The organism is Nonomuraea sp. NPDC052116, assembly GCF_040680035.1.
GTDB lineage: Bacteria > Actinomycetota > Actinomycetes > Streptosporangiales > Streptosporangiaceae > Nonomuraea > Nonomuraea angiospora_A.
In genome coordinates, this window is record NZ_JBFAWA010000004.1 from 421,077 (window position 1) to 435,732 (window position 14,656).

General features: G+C 63.8%; 14 protein-coding genes. 12 read left to right on the forward strand and 2 right to left on the reverse strand.

Annotated elements, in window-relative coordinates; all coding sequences use genetic code 11:
* Positions 1-59: 59 nt before the first annotated feature.
* Positions 60-317: a hypothetical protein gene (locus tag AB0L65_RS10065; RefSeq protein WP_364242688.1), complete on the reverse strand. Its 258-nt coding sequence runs from the start codon at positions 315-317 to the stop codon at positions 60-62.
* 246 nt (positions 318-563) lie between these two features.
* Between AB0L65_RS10065 and AB0L65_RS10070 the strand changes: the two genes are divergently transcribed.
* Positions 564-1,025 (forward strand): SMI1/KNR4 family protein, encoded by a 462-nt coding sequence (locus tag AB0L65_RS10070; protein WP_364242690.1) that lies wholly within the window; start codon positions 564-566, stop codon positions 1,023-1,025.
* Here the strand turns inward: AB0L65_RS10070 and AB0L65_RS10075 are convergent.
* Positions 979-1,323, reverse strand: coding sequence for an ABC transporter ATP-binding protein (locus AB0L65_RS10075; protein WP_364242693.1), 345 nt, complete (start codon positions 1,321-1,323; stop codon positions 979-981). The genes AB0L65_RS10070 and AB0L65_RS10075 overlap by 47 nt on opposite strands.
* Positions 1,324-1,832: 509 nt before the next feature.
* On the opposite strand from AB0L65_RS10075, the gene AB0L65_RS10080 reads away from it, so the two are divergent.
* The 11 genes from AB0L65_RS10080 to AB0L65_RS10130 all read left to right on the forward strand — a co-directional run bounded on the left by AB0L65_RS10080 (position 1,833) and on the right by AB0L65_RS10130 (position 14,517).
* Positions 1,833-2,987 carry an HNH endonuclease gene (locus AB0L65_RS10080; protein ID WP_364242696.1) on the forward strand — a complete coding sequence of 385 codons (1,155 nt, stop codon included), beginning with the start codon at positions 1,833-1,835 and terminating at the stop codon, positions 2,985-2,987.
* A 111-nt stretch (positions 2,988-3,098) separates the two neighbouring features.
* Complete coding sequence (locus AB0L65_RS10085; RefSeq protein WP_364242699.1) at positions 3,099-4,178, forward strand: hypothetical protein; 1,080 nt, start codon at positions 3,099-3,101, stop codon at positions 4,176-4,178.
* A gap of 652 nt (positions 4,179-4,830) precedes the next feature.
* Positions 4,831-5,811: an HNH endonuclease gene (locus tag AB0L65_RS10090; protein ID WP_364242701.1), complete on the forward strand. Its 981-nt coding sequence runs from the start codon at positions 4,831-4,833 to the stop codon at positions 5,809-5,811.
* A 163-nt stretch (positions 5,812-5,974) separates the two neighbouring features.
* Positions 5,975-6,922, forward strand: a complete 948-nt coding sequence (locus tag AB0L65_RS10095; RefSeq protein ID WP_364242704.1) for a pentapeptide repeat-containing protein — start codon at positions 5,975-5,977, stop codon at positions 6,920-6,922.
* Positions 6,923-7,095: 173 nt separating this feature from the next.
* Positions 7,096-7,329 (forward strand): peptidoglycan-binding protein, encoded by a 234-nt coding sequence (locus AB0L65_RS10100; protein ID WP_364242841.1) that lies wholly within the window; start codon positions 7,096-7,098, stop codon positions 7,327-7,329.
* A 988-nt stretch (positions 7,330-8,317) separates the two neighbouring features.
* A complete protein-coding gene (locus tag AB0L65_RS10105; RefSeq protein ID WP_364242843.1) occupies positions 8,318-8,536 on the forward strand; it encodes a DNA cytosine methyltransferase in 219 nt (72 codons plus the stop codon).
* Between the two features lie 219 nt (positions 8,537-8,755).
* A complete protein-coding gene (gene istA / locus AB0L65_RS10110; RefSeq protein WP_364242707.1) occupies positions 8,756-10,372 on the forward strand; it encodes an IS21 family transposase in 1,617 nt (538 codons plus the stop codon).
* Positions 10,373-10,465: 93 nt separating this feature from the next.
* A complete protein-coding gene (istB, locus tag AB0L65_RS10115) occupies positions 10,466-11,248 on the forward strand; it encodes an IS21-like element helper ATPase IstB (protein WP_364242710.1) in 783 nt (260 codons plus the stop codon).
* A 413-nt stretch (positions 11,249-11,661) separates the two neighbouring features.
* Positions 11,662-13,617: a DUF6571 family protein gene (locus tag AB0L65_RS10120; RefSeq protein WP_364242713.1), complete on the forward strand. Its 1,956-nt coding sequence runs from the start codon at positions 11,662-11,664 to the stop codon at positions 13,615-13,617.
* A gap of 2 nt (positions 13,618-13,619) precedes the next feature.
* Complete coding sequence (locus tag AB0L65_RS10125; protein WP_364242716.1) at positions 13,620-14,210, forward strand: hypothetical protein; 591 nt, start codon at positions 13,620-13,622, stop codon at positions 14,208-14,210.
* Positions 14,211-14,214: 4 nt separating this feature from the next.
* Positions 14,215-14,517, forward strand: coding sequence for a hypothetical protein (locus tag AB0L65_RS10130; protein ID WP_364242718.1), 303 nt, complete (start codon positions 14,215-14,217; stop codon positions 14,515-14,517).
* Positions 14,518-14,656 lie beyond the last annotated feature (139 nt).

Here is a 14,656-nt window from a genome sequence, read left to right on the forward strand (position 1 = left end):
GGTGAGATCCCATCAAGCGTTGAAGACAGAAGCATGATCTATGGAACGTGACGGTCGCATCAGTTCTTGACCAGAATCATCAGAGCGATGAGCAGCGCCACCACGCTGGCAATCACAGTGATGACCAGGGAGGAGGTGGTGACGAAGACGCCACCTACGGCAACCATGACCCCGTTGATGAGAGCAAGCAGACTGCTGGCCTGCCACGCCTCGGGCGACGGCCTCCGGCGGCTGGGCGACGAATCGACCCGGTCCGTGCCTTTGGGCGGCGGGGCATCATCAGACCCGAGCTGTTGCGGTGTGACGTGCGGATCCACCAGTGATGTCCTTCATGAGCGGGTGAACTGTTGTCACCCGATAAGGTCCGCACGAGCGTGGCCGCGTGAAAACGGCAGTTAGCCGGGGATACAGGGTGACCCTAGTGCCCGAATTCTGCACTCGATCGGGTTCGCAAGGGCGAGCGCTTGTTCAACGAGGGGACATCACCGTCCCGCTGGAGCTGATCAAGTCCGAGATGTTCCACGCCCGCGGAAGAGGCGCCGCGAGACGCGCTGGCGCAGTTAGTGACGATCATCGGAGCGTCGCGGACCGGTGGCCACACCTATGACTGGCCGGCGATCGAGCGGTCGCTCGGTTTGCGGCTTCCGAGCGACTACAAGCGGTTGTTCGAGGTGTACGGGGCGATCGGGATCAACGGCATCATGATCGGACATCCGGAGGAGCTCCAGCAGCAGCACGAAGAGCAGGTCGAATATCTCGACTGGGAGGAAGACGAGGCGATGGCTGTGCATCCTGCGCCGGGAGGGCTGCTGTGGTGCGCGAACACCGAAGGCCGCGAGACCATCTGGTGGGACACCAGCGATCCGGACCCCGACCGGTGGACGATGGTCTGGGACGTCCAATTCGACCGGCACACCTTCCCCGGTACCCTGACCGAACTGGTGATCGCCGACCTGACAAGCAGGCTGGCCTCGCCGCTCACCGGGCTGGATCCGTCACATGACGGGCCCATGATGTGGTTCTGAGTGCGACGACGAGTTCATCGTCCTGCTGCGGGCGCGGGACGGCCCAAGCGACCCAGTGGGCAGCGTAGCGGCCGACCGCCGCGCGCAGGTCGCCGTGGGAGCCGCGTTCCACAATGCGTCCGTCCTCCAGGACCACGACGCTGTCGGCGATGGCAACTTGAGTGAGACGGTGGGCGACGATGACCGCAGTCCTGTCGTCGACGGCCCTGTCCACGGCGCGTTCCAGCGCGCAGGCGCCAACGCTGCCCGTCTCGGCCGTGCTCTCGTCGAGAACCGCCATGGCGGGGTTGGCCAGCATCAGCCAGGCCGGGGAGAGCGGCTGGCGCTGGGCTCCGGTTGGGCGGTGGCCGCCTTCGCCGACGATGGTGGCCAGGCCCGTCAGAGAGCGCCTCCGCCCAGGTGAGGACGTCTACAGTGGCCAGGGCGGCGCGCAGGTCGCCGTCGGTGGCGGCGGGCTGGGGCCAGGCGTCGGCAAGCGAGTCGGCGAAGACAAGTACCTCTTGGGTCACGATGGAATTGGCCAACCACATGCAGAACGTCGACCAGAGCTCGGGCACCCGCGCCAAGTTCGACCGGCGCATGGCATCCCTGCGAACACGACGTCCTACCGCGCCTCTGGCGGCCCACTCTGAGTAGCGCGCTACGTCGCGATCAACGAGTCCGCCCACTCCGAGAAGCTCAACTGCGTGACCATGCGGCGCACACGACAACTGCGCAGGGTGCACATCGATGTGCCTTTGGCGCTCGGCAGCCGACCGGATGCCCAGTACGCATACAACTGCGAGCGTCCGGACATATCATGACCCGATGGCTTTATCCGACCTTGATCGCGAGATGGTTGTGACAGCCATCAAGGAGTACGACCAGCTAGGCCGCAGCGCCTTCTTGGAACAGTACGGCTACCGCGAGGCCCGTGACTATTTCCTAATTCACAACGGACGTCGATACGACTCCAAGGCCATCGCCGGCGTGGCACACCGTGGTGTCGGCGGGCGACCACTGCGCGCTTCGGAATTCTCTGGTGGCGCCGCCACGGTGGGCAGGATCCTCGGCCAGCTTGGATTCCTCGTCACCCCGCACGAGAGCATCTCCCCCGCAGAGGTTTTCCTCGAAAAGATCAGAAATCTCGACACAGCCGTCTCGAATGGCCGCCCCAAGCGACATCAGCCGCTCACTCTGCTGTGGGCTCTCGGCCGGGCCGCACAACGACAGGAGCGTCTCGTTCCCTGGGATGTGACTTGGGTTGAGGTCAGCGCGCTCATCACGGAGTTCGGCCTCGACGGCGACCGGCCCAATCCCGAATACCCGGTCTTGAAGCTCACACATTTCGGCTTATGGACGCTGCTCGACCACCCGGAGCCGCCCCGCCCCAGTGGCAGCGCTCCTCTTGGGTGGATGAGCCGGAACCAGCCGATCTCCGGTCTCCACGACTGGGTGTACGACCTGGTGGCGGAGAACGAGACAGTACGGTCTCAGGCGAGCGCGTACCTCTTGAGCCAATACTTCCCGGACGAGGACCAGAACGCATTACTCACGCGCGTCGGCATGGACACGGTCGGCGACGAGCCGCCACCGCCGCCCGAAGATCTCCGCACTCCGGAGCGCCGCCCGGTCACGGTCAGGCGGATCATCCGCGACAACGCGCTCTCACGGCTGGTCAAGAGCTTGCACGACCACACATGTCAGATCTGTGGAACCCGACTGCTGCTTCCTCACGGCCAGTACGCCGAGGGAGCACACATCCGGCCGCTCGGCAGCCCACACGACGGTCATGACGTGGCAGGCAACCTCCTGTGCCTGTGCCCCAACGACCACGTGCTCTTCGACCAAGGCGCCATCACCATCAAAGACGACCTCACGGTGGTCAACCAGCTCACCGGCGAGTCGCGAGGGGCCTTGCGCACCGTCCCCGGCCACGACGTCGATCCGCAGTATCTGGCGTACCACCGAAGCATGTACTGACGCCGTCACTCAGGCGAACGTATCGGCTGCCTGTTCCGCTCTTGGCCCCTATCCTGGCAATTACGCGGATCAGAGGCGCATCACGTTATCGCGAGAATCACCGGAGAGTTGATGACCGGAATCTGGCACGACACCGCCGACGGATTGGTCCCTCTGAACGCGGAGCCGTTCCTGCGCGAGCAGGATCTTCACGACAGTATCGAGCGGGCTCCGGCCATGCTGCCGCTACGCGGGCAGCCTCGCCTGGTGGTCCTGGGGCGGGAGGTCGCCCTCGGGACCGGATACGCCGATCTCGTCGCGGTCGACGCCTATACCGGCATACCCGTGATCATTGAGGTAAAGCTGGCGGCCAACTCTGACAGAAGGTCCGTTTTCACCCAGGTCCTCGGTTATGCCTCGTACGTTTTCCGGCTAACACCGGAAGCATTCGAGGAACTCTTGGGCTCGCATCTGGCCAGACGGGGCAGTTCCTCAATCGCCGAAGCGGTCGAGACAGACGTCGGTGACGGCTCAATAGACCCGGCGGCTTTTCGCGTCAGCCTGGCCGAGGCGCTGGAACAGGGACGGATCCGGTGCGTGGTGGTTCTCGACGCTGCCTCAGCCGACCTGATCGACCTCGCGGGATACCTGCAAGCGGTTACCAATGACCGGCTCGATATCGACCTGGTGACCGTGTCTGCCTACAAGGTCGGCGACAGCCAGGTATTAGTGCCCCAGCTGGTCGAGCCCGAGCAGGCGGCCCCGCAGGCGCCGCTCCGATCGCCAAGGCCGGGAAGAGAGGCGAAGCCGACGCTGGGATCGGCGCTGTTCGTCAACAGCATCGACAATGCCGAGCCGTCCCACCGCGAGCACCTGCGCCGCCTGTGCGCATGGGCGCAGCAGTTGGAGAGCGAGGGACTGACCACGTTGTACACGACTGTCGGCAAGGGACGCTGGATCCTGAACCTGAGGCTGCCGGCCCAGCAGCGCGGAATGGTGAGCATCTGGAATGACCGGGGAGCCTTCGTCTGCCCGCAGCGTTCGGTCATAGAGGCCGAGGCAGCCCTGACACTGGCGCGCATGGACGAGCGCTTCCCCAAAGAGATCGGCCAGAACAACTACCTCACCGATCCGATGAACCAAGAGATGCTCGGCTTGCTCAAGGATGCCTACGCCGAAGCCGCCCGCAATCGGTCACAGCCAGCCGTGTAAGGCGACGTATAATTCTCCGAAGTTCCAGAAAGCATGAGCTCGGCCCCGTTCCAGATAGCCAGAAAACGTGCAGTTTTACCCCGGACGGCCTTCCGTCACGAACAACAGCACCACCGCAAGCTCACCCACGCACCTCCACCAGCTTGCCCGCCGGCCGAGAAGGCTGGAGCGCCTAGACATACCGCAACGGAGCCGATGGCCGGTACGCCTTCAAGAGCTACATCCTCTGGCCCGGAGTGTGCCTCGGTATATGCATGGGGCAACGGGCGACCGCCTATCGCATGGCGGATCTCTATCAAGGACTCGCCTTGAACAGCAAACGCTAGAGCCTCGGTAAATCAGCCGTCCGGCCACTGTCCAGCGGCCATGGCTATGGACCATGCTCTCCGCGATTAAGCGGCAAGGACCACTTCTCGCCAATTCCGGAGGGTGCCGTCACCGTTGCGGTCCGCCACACAGCAACTCGACATCCCAACGCCCTCCGACGCACCATGCGGCTCTCCACGACCTGCCTCCGCCTTCGCCGACACGAGTTCGCTCGGTGCCTGAGCTTGGCGTGCCGAACCGGACATCAGCACGACAAGGCGATCTGCCGAGCTTCTTCGGGCATATCCACTAGCAGAAACGATCTTCGAGCTGCACAATTCCGTACGTGAAGGCATATGTCGGAGTCACCGACGGCGACTGGTATCGCTTCCTGGCGACGCGCCCAGCCCTGATGGAGGCCAACTTCTGGCGCCCCTCGGGCGGCACAAGCTTCCGCGCGCTGCGTCCCGGCGAACCGTTCTTCTTCAAGACCCACCACCCGGGCAGGCACCCGGTCAGCGGCTTTCCGTACGATCGGGTGGTCGGCGGCGGCATCTTCGAGGCCTTCGAGCCGCTTCCCCTGTCCGAGGCATGGGAGATCTTCGGTGAGGCCAACGGCACCGACAATCGGGAGCAGATGAGGGAGAGGATCAGCAAGTATCGTCGACGTCCCATAGCCGCAAGTGAGGACCCGATCATCGGCTGCGTCCTGCTCCGAGACACTCGATTCTTCGAGCCTCCAACGGGCCCGCCCCCCGGCTTCGCCCCCAACATCGTTCAGGGCAAGGGCTACGACATGTACGCCGGTTCCTACACCGACTACTTCACCGACCTCATGACCCGTCTGCTCGGAGACAACACTGCCGACGTGTCACAACCATGGCGGCGCGAAGGCCCCGTCTTCGGGGATCCCCGTCTGGCCCCCCGGCGTCTGGGCCAGCGCGCTTTCAAGGCTGTGGTTCTCAACGCCTATGGGGGACGCTGCGCCATCACCGGCTCGACGATCCGCCCTGTGCTGCAAGCAGCCCACATTCGCCCGGTAACACGCGGAGGCGAGCATCGTCTGGACAACGGCATCCTGCTGCGTTCGGACGTGCACATTTTGTTCGATCAGGGATATCTCGCGATCGATACGGACCACCGGCTGCTGGTCAGCCCGCGCTTACGCGAAGAGTTCGGTGCCGGCGACGAGGTCTACCGGCACGCAGGGAGTACGGTCACTATGCCTACCAACGCAGCCGACCGACCCAGCCAAGCCTTCCTGGAATGGCATCGAAATGAGGTGTTTATCGCAGCATCCAAGTCAACAATGGGTGTTCCTAACTGATTGACTGTTACGGCTAAGGCACGGCTAGCCTGACCCGGGAATCGTCCGCGGCATATTCGGACCGACTGCAAGCCGCGAAGCTGATCGACGTGATAAGAGGGGCCCCATGATAGGCGCGGCTTTTTGGCGCACCGTGGCTGGTGTCGCATGTTTCCTGGTCGTTGTGCTCGGCACTCTCACGCTGCTACCGCACCTGCTCTACCCGCCTTTGACCGATACCCAGCTCAGCGGAGTGAAAGGTGCTGATACCCGCATCCAGCTGCAACAGGCGCAGTCTCAGCTGCAGAACAATGCACGCTCTACCCTCCTCCAGGCTGTCGCTGGCTTGCTGGTCGTCGCGGGTGCGGTGGCGACTTGGCGGCAGGTGCAAGTCAACCGCGAAGGACAGATCACCGAGCGATTCACCCGGGCTGTCGACCAACTCGGGAGTGACAACACCGACGTCCGCGTCGGCGGTATCTACGCGTTGCGACGCATCGCTGATAACTCCCCATCGGATCGCAACACTGTCCAGTTCATCCTCGGAGCGTTCATTCGCACCCATGCAGCCTGGCCGGTCGGCATGCCCGACGGCCCCGAGCATCCGACCACCACGGTGGATCAACATCTGCCCTGGCTGCATGTCCGCGCCCCTGACATTCAGACCGCCATGGACGTGCTGGGAAATCGTCCTACGTCGCCAGAAGCACGAAGACTCTACCTATCTCGCGTGGACCTACGCAGTGTCCAACTGGACGGGGCGCGCCTGATCGGCACACAGTTACGCCACGCCAATCTTGCGCGGGCCTGGCTACGCGGCGTACGGCTGGATCATAGCGACCTCAAGTCGACCGACCTCCGGCAGACGAATCTCGAGAACGCCAGCTTCGTAGAGTCCAACCTCCGTGGTGCTTATCTGGAGGGTGCGAATCTGAGGGGAGCCGACTTCAGTAGGGCTGACCTCCGCGGGGCGGATCTTCGCGGCGCCGATCTCACCGACGCCACACTGGTCGGCGCACTGGTCGACGCCACGACAGCCTGGCCGCTCGACTTCGACACCAACCGCCTTCTCCACGCCGGAATGCACCTCACCAACGACGAGGGTGGGCCGTCAAACACCGCAATCGAGTAGAACTCGACAAGTCAGATTCCGCAGAAAGGGACGACAGATCGGTGGGCAGATAGCGCCACGAGCAGACCGAGCGCACCACGCACAGCATCGCGTTAACGTTCTATGCCGCAGCCGCCCTGAGGAGGCCCCGGCTTCTACAAGAACGCCAGCGTCTGGAGAGAGAACGCCTTCGCCTGGTCGCGGACGCTCATCCAAACCAAGGGCAGGGTCATGATGAAAGGTGCCGAGTTGAGGCGTGGCAGGCTCTCCTCGACGAGCTGGGCTACGACGTCGACGTGGATGGCCTGTCTGATCCCGGCTCCACCACAGCGACCAAGAAGTCCCAGACCACGGCCAAGGTTTTCGTCACCGGCACCGTGGACAGGACCACGTGGCAGGCCGGCCGGAAGGCGGCCGCGGTGAAGTGACCGGCTGACTGATCCCCCTCTTCTACGTAGCAGCACTCGCCTACAGTGCGCAGAAGACGGCTACGGCCCTGCGCAACACCGACCTGATCGAACAGAGCAGACTTGGTAGACGGCACCATGGTCCGCTTTGTCGGCTTCGCGGCCGACGCGGTGTGGCCGCTCGCATAGATGGCCGTGGAGGTCACCGGCCGCCCACCCACGGCAGACCGCAAAGATCCGCCAGCGCCTGGCCGACCGCGAGATGCGGCTCGCTCGGGGAACCCGCGGATCGCCGAGCTCGAACGCGAACTGGGCTTGCGGGAGTAGTATGCCGCTCGCGGCCGCCCTGGCTGGATTTCGGTGGCGCGTCAGGCGCTCGGTGCAAGTTTGAATTGGTGCGGCGCGTTCGAGGACGTGGTAGACGATGGCGCGGCCGACCGTCCTGGAGACGAAACTGCTCAACGCGGCAGACTACGGCGAAACACCAGACCCGTCGGTCAATAGTCGTCCCGGCCAGTCATCGAGACGTAGCGGCCTCCCGCCCTTCGGGAAGCCCCTTGAACACCCTCGACCAACTCCCAGGAAGCCCGACAGTGACGGCAGCGGGCGGTCGACGCTCTTCGAGCCCATCGATGACTGGACTCCTTCCAGCGAAGTCTTCAGCACCACCCACCGACACCTATACCCACACCACGGAGCTCCTCGACCCCACCTGCGAACTCCCCGGCAAGACGCTGCCCGGCATCTTCCACACCACGGACCTTCACATCGGGCGCAATCCAACTGGCCTCTCGCTCAAGCGGTGCCGAGAGATCTCTGAGGGCAGAACCCGCCACGATCTGCCTCCTGGGTTGTCCACTCCGAACTGGATCAACCACCGAAACGGCTCGGGGGACATCATGGGCCCGCCTCTGGCGGGACCAACCTTCCGTAACGATCCGCACCGAGTTCTACAAGCCCGAGAGGGGGCGTTACCTCTATCCGAAGGCCGAGCGCCCCCATCACCCACCTGGAGGTCGCGCTCCTGCAGGGATTCCAACTCGACTACAAGTGGGCTGGCAGCAAAATCTGCATCGCCTGCCAAATCGATAATGCAGTCCCCGTCGGCCTGGCCAGGGCAATCGCAGGCGCTTTGCACCATTGTTTGTGCACGCCACCGTGCGGACCTCAGCGCAGCCGCCGATCTACACCGAGTCCCGGCTCGCAGCCATGGCCGTCCTCCGCATGATGCTGAAGAGAACCGGCCTTCGGTCATAAAGGAGCAGCTCAACCTTGGCCTCTGCCCCCCACTGTCGACGATCACAGAATTGAGCAGGCATGAGCCCTCTGCGATCACGTAATTGACCACCTCGATCACGTTATTGACCCTGGTCACGGCGTGCGTGTCGGGATGGACCTGGTCATCGGAAGATCAGCATTCTTGCCCTCGTCACGGGACGGGGGGCCGATGGCGAGGAGGAGCTTCGACGTGGTGGACATCACCGAGATCCTGGTGCACTGGCATGCAGGCCGGTCGAAGAACGAGATCGCGGACAGCTTGGCGGTCTCGCGTAACACGGTGCGTAAGTACGTGGCCCCGGCCGAGGCTGCGGGAATCGCTCCAGGTGGGATGGCGATCAGCTCGGCGGAGTGGGCGGCGCGGGTGCGTGAATGGTTCCCGGAGCTGACCGACATCCGGCTGCGGCAGGTGACCTGGCCAACGATCGAGCAGCACCGCGATTACATCGTCGCCCAGCTCAAGGCCGGAGTGACGGTGACCACGATCCACCAGCGACTGCGTGATGAGGAAGGGCTGGCGGTCAGTATCGCCTCGATGCGCCGCTATGTGCACGCCAACCTGCCCGAGGAGATGCGCGCCTCGCAGGTGCGGGTGCTGCGGCTGCGCGAGGCAGAACCAGGCGAGCAGGGGCAGATCGACTACGGCCAACTGGGCCGCTGGACCGACCCGAAGACCGGGCGCCGTCACATGGTGCAGGCCTTCGTGATGGTGCTGCCCGCCTCCCGGCACATGTTCGTCTACCCGGTGCTAAAGATGGACCAGCAGGCGTGGAGCAGCGCGCACGTGGCCGCGTTCGCCTTCTTCGGCGGCTGCCCGACCCGGCTGGTGCCCGACAACCTCAAGACCGGCGTGGACCGGCCCGACCTTTATGACCCGAAGATCAACCGCGCCTATGCCGAGTTGGCCGCGCACTACGGCGTTCTGGTCGACCCGGCCCGCTCGCGAAAGCCACGCGACAAGGCCAGCGTCGAGCGGCCGATGCCCTATATCCGCGACAGCTTCTGGCGCGGTCGGACTTTCGCCAGCATGGAGGAGATGCGCGAACAGGCCGCCCGCTGGTGCATCGAGGTCGCCGGGGCCCGCGCCTGCCGCCCACTGGCCGATGCCGCGCCGCTGATGGTCTTCGACGCAATCGAGGCTGAACGGCTGGCGCCGTTGCCCGCCACGCCGTTCGTGCTGTCGCGCTGGAGCAAGGCCAAGGTCGGCCCGGACATCCACGCCCGGGTGGAGCGGGTGCTCTACTCCATCCCCTGGCGATATCTGGGCCGACAGCTCGATGTCCGCTCCACCGCCACCAAGGTGCAGTTCTTCCTCGGCGGCGAGCTGATCAAGACCCACCCGCGCAAGCTCGCGGGCAAGCAGACCGACCTGGCCGACTACCCGCCGGAGAAGGTCGCCTTCCATATGCGCACCCCGGCCTGGTGCCGCAGCAAGGCCGAGCAGATCGGCCCCGCCTGCATCGAGGTGATCGCCGACCTGCTGAGCGAGAACGCGTTGTATCGGCTCCGCGCCGCTCAAGGGGTGCTCGGCCTGGCCGACAAGCACAACCCCGAGCGCCTGGAAGCCGCCTGCGCCAAGGCGCTGGCCGTCGGCGACCCCTCCTACCGGACCGTCAAGGGCATCTTGGCCGCGGGCACCGAGACCGACCCCGCGCCGGCCAGCCGCGGCGACGGCGGCGCCGATGCTTTCCTGCACGGCCCCGACGCCCTGTTCGCCGACGCCTACCAGGGCCACATCGCCGAGGTGATCCCGTTGCGCGAGGCCAGCGCCCCGGCCGCCAGCTGACACCCTGACCGCGCTGACCAGGCTCACCGCGAAGTACGGCAATCACACTCGCGCTGAACCAGCGCACCACGAACCATCATGAGGAGCTTCACCATGACCACCATCACCCCGATCGAGACCGGCGCGCTGGACAAGGCGCTGCGCGCGCTCAAGCTCGGCGGCATGCTCGACACCCTGGACGCCCGCCTGGCCCAGGCCCGCGCCGGGGAACTTGGCCACATCGACTTCCTTCAGGTCCTCTGCGAGGACGAGATCTCCCGCCGCGACACCATGGCAATGCAGCGACGACTGCGCAAGGCCCGCTTCGAGCAGCAGGCCACGCTGGAAGGCTTCGACTTCGGCGCCAGCCCGAAACTCCCCGCCGCTCAAATCCGCGACCTGGCCGCACTGCGCTGGCTGCACGCCGGCGAATCGGTCATCCTCTATGGCCCGGTTGGGGTTGGAAAGAGCCATATCGCCCAAGCCCTCGGTCACCTGGCCATCCGGCACGGCGCCGACGTCCGCTTCGTCAAGACCAGCCGTGCACTGGCCGAGCTGGCCGGTGGTCACGCCGACCGCACCTGGACCCGCCGCCTGGCCGAGCTCGCCCGACCCGCCATCCTCATCTTGGACGACTTCGCGATGCGGGAGCTCACCGCGGCCCAGGCCGACGATCTCTACGAGCTGATCAGCGAACGGACCGGCAAATCGATGATCCTGACCTCGAATCGGCAGCCGACGGACTGGTATCCCCTGTTCCCCAACCCCGTCGTCGCCGAGTCCCTGCTCGACCGTCTGATCAACAACAGCCACCAGGTCTTCATGAACGGGCCAAGCTACCGTCCCAACAAACGACCCGGGCGCGCCGCGACCCCCAGCACGACGAACGCGGGATAGAACAGAACGCAGACCGGGACCTGGTCAATTACGTGAACGCAGCCCTGCTCAATAACGAGATCGTTCACACCCACGGGATACTGCAGTGGAAGGTGCTGTATGCGGCAGGTTACCGAAGCTTCGGCACGGGTCGACACGCTTGGTCTGATGCGACTGTCTGCTTATAGAAGCGAACCTGCGGAGCGTGCGCTGCGTACGTCCTGGCGTCTCACCATCTCAGAGCCGGGAATGACAATGCTGATCCGTTATGCGCCCCTCGCCATGAAAGTGCGGCTGGGGGACAATTCGGTGGTCCTCGTTTGTGCTGGAGACCCGCCATGACGACCCCGCCATCGCCGATTCCCCAGCCGTCTCCCGAGCGTCCACCCACCGATCGCCCCGCCCGTACCGAAACGACCCCGGCACCTCCCTCTATGACCCCGCCCGCGCTGGCACAGCCGCCTGACTGGAAGTACTCGGGGATTGATCCGAAGCTGATGCACGACTTCGAGCGCGACCTGGGGCAGGCGGGGAACACGCTCGGCCGCGCCGAGCCGCAGATCCGCCGGATGTTGCAGAACCTCGACCTGGACACGTCGCGGCTGAACGCCATGCGGGAGCTCAGCAACTGGATCGGGTCCAAGCGGCCGGAGTTGCGACGCCGCAACGAGACGATCCAGGCTGTGACGACGGAATGGGGCACGGATGCGACCGGCGGTCTACGCCCGTTCGACGAGGCGCTGTACAGCGGAGCTTCTGGCGACCCCGACGTGTACGCAGCCGCGCTCAGGCTTGGCGAGATCAGCCGGAACGGCAAGGTAGATGAGAAGACCATCGCCCAATTGGAGAAGCGCGCTGGCGATGAGGGGTTCGCCACTTCGCTCATGTACGCGTTGGGGACCGAACGGTTCCGGCATCTCATGGCAGCGCTGGCATACCAGAAGGATGCTGGGAAACAGCGTTTGCAGGCGGCATTGGGCAAGGCGCTCGGTGCGGCCAGTACTCGCCTGAACGCGTCATGGCAGAAGGAGTTGTTGTCGAATCTGCGAGTACCGGAGGATCAGCATGCGCTCTCCGCGCTGCTCCCTCATGGGACTTACGAGCGAGACTTCCTGGTGGCCGTCGCTAAGACGCTGGAAGGCATAGACAGGAAAACTTGGGACGATGCCGTTTCCGCAGGCATCCCGCAGGATCCGATGATCGGAGTGATGAAGGCGCTGGCCAAGCATCCGAAGGCCGCGCAGGACTTCTTCGCCGGCGATCCCAGCATCATGAAACGGTACGTCACCGAGCGGCCAATGTACGACAACGGAGCAGCTTTCGGTCTGGCTCTAGAGGCCGCGACAATGACGTATCGTGACCGCGACGGAACAACCCAACAACCGTCACCGGGGTTCATCTCGGCCAAGATAGCCTCAGACTTCATCCGCTGGGAGGCTCAGCGCATCCTGGACGGCACCAAAGGCCCATCCTTCGCGACCACCGGCACCACCGGGCGCATCCTGGCCGCTTACATCAACGACGTGAACCGCGTCGCCAAAGGGACCAGTGATGATGATTCCAGCGTATTCGAAATAAACCGGAAAAATGTTCCAGAAGAAGATCGGGTCTGGAATGCACAATTCGAGAAAAATCATCTGAGCATCGTCATGAGAGACGCCTTCAAGTACGACTCAAAGGCATTGGCAGCGGTCACGGCCGCGCAGACCGCCTGGGGGCGAAAGCTACTTGACTATGGCGCTGCGGTGGCCGCCCAGACCAAGGACGGCCGATACCTCCTGGTCAATGCTAGAGAGGCCGGTGCCGGCTTCGGGATGATCACAGACGCCAGCGGGCTTGCCAAAATTCAGCAAGGCCAGGAGTTGGACGAGACCCAGGAGAGGAACATGAAAATTCTCATGGCCGTAGTCAACACCGGCCTCGCGATCCCGCAGACAGCCATTGCGGGGATAACCGCAGATACCGTGGGCTCATGGACAGGCCTGATCGAAGATACGGCCAAGACTGACAAGAATACAGAAAAAGCCAAATACGACGCGAACGTGGCGGATAACAAGGCGCAGTTCTTGCTCGACCAGATCGCCGTGGATGCAATGCTTCGGCATGGCTTGTTCGGCAGCTCTGATCCGCCCGCCAAGACGCACCCGTGGGCTTCGCTTCCAGATCTAAGAAAGGGAGATGATCCCAGAGAATCGCGCCATAATTTCCTGAAGGATGATGGGAAATCCCTGATGACACGTAAGGAGATGGCGCCGTATGACGGCGACAGCCACCCGAGACTCCAGGCTTACGAAACATGGCTGGAGGATGCCTTCGCTGGGAAACGATGGGAAACGCTCAACGAAGCATTAGAGTCGGGCTTCAAGAAGGGGCAATCGAGGCACACTTAGCCATGAAAGCGTATCTGTATTTACCTGTCACGGCGCTGACTGCATTAGTATTGGTTAGCGCATGCCAGCAACAGGAAGACCCTCCAGTCAATAAGGCACCGCTCCCGTCGGCCGCATCCCCTCCGTATGTCTGCGACTACATTCCGCTTGATGCTGTACGGCTGATGACGGGTGTGCAGGACCCTATCGTTGACGGGAAGTTCGACATGGCCGCCGGCGAAAATATGGGAAGCTCGAAATGGGGCAGTGGCGGGTGCTTCGTCTACCGGCCAACAGGTGACAAGTCGAAGGTGCTGGATGTCAGCCTGTCCCCCGACGGGACGGAAGAGGAAGTCGCGTACCGGATTCGCAACGGTGCCGCCCGCCTCCCGGAAGTCGTTCCTGGCGCAGTCGGCTTCTATTTCCAAGACGGCAGCGCTGACAACACGCAGGCAGCCGCAGTTCTGGTACACGGCCAAGACCGCGTGACCGTAGAACTCGTACGGGGCGTCAAAGGGCGCGACAACGCGGCCGACACGGTGGCCATGATGAAGCTGATCGCCCCCAAACTGATCCTCGACGCGACACCCACCCCCGGAAAGACCAAGGACTGAACCTATGCCCGCGATGGTGAGCAACCCGCTGTATGAGGCGCTCCAGCACGCCATCCGTGCGATCGGCTCCTTGATCGAACAAATCAATACTGACGTTGACAGGCCCAGCAAGATGTTCCATACCGGCAAGGTCTGGACCGGCCCGAGTGCCAAGCAGTTCGACGCCCAACTCACCCTGTTAGGTACCCGGACCCGGACCTCCGGACAAGCGATTATGGACGAGTTGCGGCAGATACTGGGCCGCACGCCGAGTGAGGTCACCGAGGAAGAAGCCGCCTCAATCAAGCGAAGATATGGACTGCCCTGATACCAACATGATCGTGTCTCTCCCTCATACCCGCGACAGCGGCCAGTCGAGCCTGTGCCGCGTTCAGACGGTGGACTACTGATCTGATCCCAGCAGGAGCTACCGACCGTGCGCCTGTAGAACAAGGTGGCAGTCACCC

What these genes read in the sequence shown, in the direction of transcription:
- AB0L65_RS10075 (WP_364242693.1), bottom strand. Translation starts at nt 1,323, where the DNA reads ATGCTGGCCAACCCCGCCATGGCGGTTCTCGACGAGAGCACGGCCGAG.
- AB0L65_RS10080 (WP_364242696.1), top strand. Translation starts at nt 1,833, where the DNA reads ATGGCTTTATCCGACCTTGATCGCGAGATGGTTGTGACAGCCATCAAG.
- AB0L65_RS10085 (WP_364242699.1), top strand. Translation starts at nt 3,099, where the DNA reads ATGACCGGAATCTGGCACGACACCGCCGACGGATTGGTCCCTCTGAAC.
- istA (WP_364242707.1), top strand. Translation starts at nt 8,756, where the DNA reads ATGGCGAGGAGGAGCTTCGACGTGGTGGACATCACCGAGATCCTGGTG.
- istB (WP_364242710.1), top strand. Translation starts at nt 10,466, where the DNA reads ATGACCACCATCACCCCGATCGAGACCGGCGCGCTGGACAAGGCGCTG.
- AB0L65_RS10120 (WP_364242713.1), top strand. Translation starts at nt 11,662, where the DNA reads ATGACCCCGCCCGCGCTGGCACAGCCGCCTGACTGGAAGTACTCGGGG.
- AB0L65_RS10125 (WP_364242716.1), top strand. Translation starts at nt 13,620, where the DNA reads ATGAAAGCGTATCTGTATTTACCTGTCACGGCGCTGACTGCATTAGTA.
- AB0L65_RS10130 (WP_364242718.1), top strand. Translation starts at nt 14,215, where the DNA reads ATGCCCGCGATGGTGAGCAACCCGCTGTATGAGGCGCTCCAGCACGCC.